The organism is Aeromonas sp. ZOR0001 (genome assembly GCF_000801015.1).
Lineage (GTDB): Bacteria > Pseudomonadota > Gammaproteobacteria > Enterobacterales > Aeromonadaceae > Aeromonas > Aeromonas veronii.
Window position 1 is genome coordinate 49410 of sequence record NZ_JRJY01000107.1, and the last position, 5089, is coordinate 54498.

General features: G+C 63.0%; 4 protein-coding genes and 1 pseudogene. All 5 read left to right on the forward strand.

Going from position 1 to position 5089, the window contains the following annotated elements:
- Positions 1-880: pseudogene (locus L972_RS13705) on the forward strand (hypothetical protein); the annotation flags it as partial.
- Positions 880-1719: an FTR1 family iron permease gene (locus tag L972_RS13710; RefSeq protein WP_047438883.1), complete on the forward strand. Its 840-nt coding sequence runs from the start codon at positions 880-882 to the stop codon at positions 1717-1719. The pseudogene L972_RS13705 and the gene L972_RS13710, both read left to right, overlap by 1 nt.
- Before the next feature lie 102 nt (positions 1720-1821).
- A complete protein-coding gene (locus L972_RS13715; RefSeq protein ID WP_047438885.1) occupies positions 1822-3246 on the forward strand; it encodes an FAD-dependent oxidoreductase in 1425 nt (474 codons plus the stop codon).
- Between the two features lie 126 nt (positions 3247-3372).
- Positions 3373-3933, forward strand: a complete 561-nt coding sequence (locus tag L972_RS13720) for a hypothetical protein (RefSeq protein WP_047438886.1) — start codon at positions 3373-3375, stop codon at positions 3931-3933.
- A 158-nt stretch (positions 3934-4091) separates the two neighbouring features.
- Positions 4092-5089: hypothetical protein (locus L972_RS13725; RefSeq protein ID WP_081990733.1), on the forward strand; the 998-nt coding region annotated here is incomplete at its 3' end.

Sequence of the window (5089 nt, forward strand, 5' to 3'; positions counted from 1 at the left end):
TCCGGCGGCCCACAAAGCCTCCTATCAGAAGGATTTCTACCGCGACGCGGCTCTGTGCAAGTCGTGCCACAACGAGTTTGCCCCGGGCACCGGCGCCAATATCGTCAACACCTGGGACGAGTGGGAAAAATCCAGCTTCGCAAACGCGGAGGATCCCGCCAAGCGGCGCACCTGCATCGACTGCCATATGAACCCGGAACCGGGCAATGGCGGCGCGCCGGTGGCGGGCCAGTCCACCGAAAACGGCACCATGAAAGCGCGGCTCTATCGCCACAACTTCACCGGCGCCCAGCACCAGCTGGTGGGGCTGCGTAATCCTGCGCTTGAACAGGAGAGCCTGGCGCTCTTGCGCTCCAGCGCTACCCTCTCCGCCCGTATCGAACAGGCGGCCGATAGTCAGCAGCTGGTGGTGCGGGTCGCCAATACCGGCGCGGGCCATGCTCTGCCCACTGGCGTAGCTGATTTCCGTGAACTCTGGCTGGAGCTGACCGTCACCGACGCCAGCGGCAAGGTGGTGCTTGCCAGCGGCCAGCCGGTGGATGGCGCTGTCCCTGACGATGCGCGACTATTCAGAAAAGTGTTCGGCGATGCCGAGGGCAAGCCGGTGGGGCTCAAGTTCTGGCGCTACGCCAAGCTCTTGGAAGATACCCGCATTCCGGCCGATGGCTGGCGCGATGAAGCCTGGCCGCTGCCCGCAGAAGCCCAAGGGCCCTTCAAGGCCGACATCAAACTCAATTTCCGCACCTACCCCAAGTGGGTCAATGATGCGGTGCGCGCCGCCGAGCCGAGCTTGCCGGAGCCACCCATAGTGCAGCTAAATCGGTTGCAACTTACCTTGCAGCCTCTCCCCATCACGCCCGCTACGGAGCCTCAATCCTGATGTTTGCAAGTTTTCTGATTACCCTGCGCGAGGGGCTGGAAGCCTTCCTGCTGGTCGGCATCTGCCTCTCCTACCTCGCCAAGCTGGGGGCGAGCCGCTACAACAAATTCATCTATCTGGGGGTGGGGCTTGGCCTTGTCGCCTCCCTGATCGTCGCCTTCCTGTTCCAGGTGGTGGTGAGCCAGTTCGAGAGCGAGCGCTACAACCACCTGTTGATGGCGGGGATCCTGATCTTCGCCACTCTGGTGCTCACCTATATGGCGATCTGGATGCAAAAGCAGGCCAAATCCCAGGTGGGGGCCATGACGGCGCGCATCGATGCGGCCATCGATGGCGGCAACCTGTTTGGTCTGGTGCTGCTCGCCTTCCTCGCCGTGATGCGCGAAGGGTTTGAAACCGTGCTCTTCTTCTCCGCCCTGCTCTATTCGGGGCAAGGGGTCGATCTGCAATCCGGCCTGATGGGCGCGCTGGCGGGGTTGCTGGTCTCCATCGCGCTGGTGTGGGGACTGCTGCGCTCCACCCGCAAGGTGGCGCTGGCTCCTTTCTTCCGCTGGACCGGCCTGCTTATCATCATCATCGCCGCAGGCTTGCTCTCGTCCGCCGTCAACATGTTGCAGGCGGCAGAGATCATCACCTTCTGGACCACGCCGGTGTTCGACATCAGCCACATTCTCGACGATCAGGGGGTATTTGGTACCTTCCTGCGCGCTCTGTTTGGCTACAATGCCTCACCCGCTGGCTTGCAGCTGCTGACCTGGGCCCTCTATCTGGCGATCTTCGTTACCCTCTGGCAGCGCAGCTATCGCCCGCAGGTGAGCGCCGCATCCAGCAAGAGCTGAACCCGCACGCCCTGTGGCAACAAGGCCACAGGGTAACAACACTATTCGGGAGCCGCGCCTTGGCGCGGTTCCCTTATCTATCAAGCAGTTTCGGAATAGGTCATGAGCGATAACAACAAGAAAAGCATTGCAGTGCTGGGCGCTGGCCCCGCCGGTTTGATGGCGGCCTGGCGCCTGGGCCGCGCCGGTTTTGCCGTCACCCTGTTCGAGCAGGAGCCGGTGGTCGGTGGCATGTGCGCCACCCAGACCTTCAAGGGGCGCGATGGGGAGTATCGCTTTGACTACGGCGGCCACCGCTTTATCACCAAGAACCCCGAATTGCTCGCCTTTATCGACGAGCTGATGGGGGACGATCTGCTCCATGCCGAGCGCAAGAGCGTGATCCGCTTTGGCGGACGCACCTATGACTACCCCCTGAACCTGCCCAACCTGCTCAAGACGGCGCCGCTTGCCCTGATGGCCGGTGCGGTGAAAGACTTGCTGCTGTTGCCCTTTAGCAAGAAGCCTGACGATTTTGCCAAGGCGAGCTTTGCCGAGTGGATCCAGAGCCACTTTGGTCGCACCCTCTACCGCCAGTTTTTCGAGGGCTACACCGGCAAGTTGTGGGGCATCAACCCGGACAAGCTCTCCGCCGACTGGGCCGGCCAACGCATCAGCCTTATCGACCTTAAAGACGTGGCGCGCCGCCTGCTGCCAAGACGCAACGGGAGTATCTCGGTGCGCACCTATGCCCGCAAATACCGCTACCCCAAATATGGCTTCGGCCAGATCTTCACCACTCTGGGGGAGCGGCTGGTAGCAGAGGGCGTTGAGCTGAAAACCGGCGCAACCATCACCCGCCTTGAGCAGGCTGATGACCGCATCGAGCGGGTTTATTGGAAACAAGATGACGTTGAGCAGAGCGAGCGCTTTGATCAGGTGATCTCTACCCTGCCGCTGCCGCTCACCTGCCAGCATCTGGGCTTGCCGTGCGATCTCCAATACCGGTCGCTTCGCTTCGTCAATATGCCGCTCGAACAGGAGAACCTGTCGGACAACACCTGGCAGTACCTCTCCGATCCCCATATTCTGGCCACCCGCCTGCAGGAGCCGCGCCGCCGCAGCCCCTTTATGGCGCCCCAGGGCCAAACCTCGGTGATGCTGGAGATCCCCTGCAATCCGGGGGATGCCACCTGGCAGGCTCCGCTCTCTGATCTGCGCGGTCGGGTTACCGCTGATCTGGCGAGCCTCGGCGTCGATACCCAGAAGCTTGGCGATGAGACATTCGAGGCCCGCAGCGAGTACGCCTATCCGCTGATGGATTTGGGCTATCAGGCGCGCCGCAACGAAGCCATCAAGGCGCTGATGCCCATCACCAACCTCATCATGACTGGCCGTCAGGGGACATTCCGCTACATCTTCACCGACACCGCCATGGAGATGGGGATGATGGCTGCCGACATGGTGATCGACGGGGTGGACAGACGCCACGCCATCTTTAACCATCGCAATGAAAACACCGTGATCGAAACCCAGAGCGTGGCGTGAGGCTTGTCGGTGTCCAACAGGTAGACAGACGCCGCAACACCTTTAACCATCGCAACGAAAATACCGTGATTGAAACCCAGAGCGTGGCCTGATGGCCGCGCCACTGGCATAAGTAAGGAGAACAGGATGACCATCCGCCCGGGTTTACTCGCCCTCACCCTGCTGCTGCCCCTGAGCGGGCAGGCGCAGGCTTACTCCTACGCCGCCGCCGGCAAGGAGCCACTGATCGACGCCCGCGAGGCACTGCTGGGCGCCGCCACTGGCGGCAAGGATGCCAGCGCCACCTTGAGCGAGATTGCCGATGAGCTGACCTATCTGGAGCAGCACCACAAGGTGGAGCTGCAAGGGCCGCTGGCCGCCGCCATCAAGGCCAAAGACGCTGCCGCCACCGCCGCCCTGCTCAACCGGGCCTACAAGGCGGAGATCGAGCGCCGGCTCGAAGGGGCCAGCCAGAATCTTGGCGACTACCAGACCGCCAAGGTGCTGGTGGTCAAGAGCAAGCGCTTCCTCGACTTGATCCTCCCATCACTCAATGAAGGGGATCGCAAGGCCGCCGAGCTGGCGCTGGCCAAGGTGCTGGATGCCATCGGTAACCCGGGGGTATTCGGGGTGGGCGCCAAGCCCGCCGATGCCGCCGCCTTTAGCGATGCAGAAAAAGCGCTGATGGCCGTGCTGGCGCCGCTTTGATGGCAACCTGCCAATCATTGCGCCACCTCGCTGTGACACACGGTGGGTTTCGCTGCGCTCTACCCACACTACGCACGGCCTGCCGATAAATGCACCCGAACGCCGGTTCGCCCCCTTCTCCCCTTGCGGGAGAAGGGCTGGGGATGAGGGGTAAGGTAATGGCCCGGCGTTGGCCTTCCCCCTGCTGCACCACCATTTGGCTGCTCATTCTGCTGCAACTGGCCTGGCTCGGCTGGCTGCTGACCTTCCCGGTGGCGCTCGATTCCGACGATGCCCTCAATTTCGCCCACGGGGTGACGCGCTTTAGCGTGCTGGAGTTCTCCCCCCACTTTCCGGGCTACCCCGCCTTTATCTGGCTGGCGCGGCTGATCAATCTGGCGGTAGACGATCCGGCCCGCGCGGTGCCGTGGGCCAGCCTCTTGGGTAGCAGTTTGCTGGCGCCGCTCACCGCCTTGCTGGCGGTCAGATTGTGGCAACGGCCAAGCCTGCTCGCCCCAGTCTGGCTGCTGGTGCTGGCCCTGCCGCTCACCCCGACGCTGGCGCTCTCCGGCCTTTCGGATGGGCCCGCGCTCGCCGCCTGGCTCGGGACGCTGCTGGCCTTGCAGCAGCGCAGAATTGCACTGGCGGGTCTGCTGCTGGGCCTTATGCTGGCGCTGCGCCCCTCCTATTTTGTGCTGGCGTTGCTGCCGCTTTGGCTGGGGATGGCACAAAAGGGTCAGCGACTTAACTTTCTGCTCCCGATTATTCTGGTGGGGCTAGCCTGCCTGCTGTTTGTCTGGCAGGCCGATGGCTGGGCCTATTTCAGCGAAGGGCGCCGCTTTACCGACGGTCACTTTACCCTGTGGGGCAACACGGCGGCGGCCCACGGTGATCGGCTGCTTAGCTGGGCGCGCACCTTCAACGATCAGCTCACCCCGCTTTGGCCCTTGGCTGTTGGGGCGCTGCTGGTACTGCCGCTTTGGCAAAGAGCAAAAAACCACACTGCCGCCCTCCCCCCGCTCTGGACGCTCTACTGGCTCGCCCTGCTGCTCTGGACCCTGTTTGGCCAGAACCCTGACAATCCCCGCCATCTGGCCCCCGTCACCCTGCTCGGTATCGCGCTGCTGGCAGGCTGGCTGCCGCGCCGTGGCGAGTGGCCGGTCGCGGTGGCCGGATT

What these genes read in the sequence shown, in the direction of transcription:
- L972_RS13715 (WP_047438885.1), top strand. Translation starts at nt 1,822, where the DNA reads ATGAGCGATAACAACAAGAAAAGCATTGCAGTGCTGGGCGCTGGCCCC.
- L972_RS13710 (WP_047438883.1), top strand. Translation starts at nt 880, where the DNA reads ATGTTTGCAAGTTTTCTGATTACCCTGCGCGAGGGGCTGGAAGCCTTC.
- L972_RS13720 (WP_047438886.1), top strand. Translation starts at nt 3,373, where the DNA reads ATGACCATCCGCCCGGGTTTACTCGCCCTCACCCTGCTGCTGCCCCTG.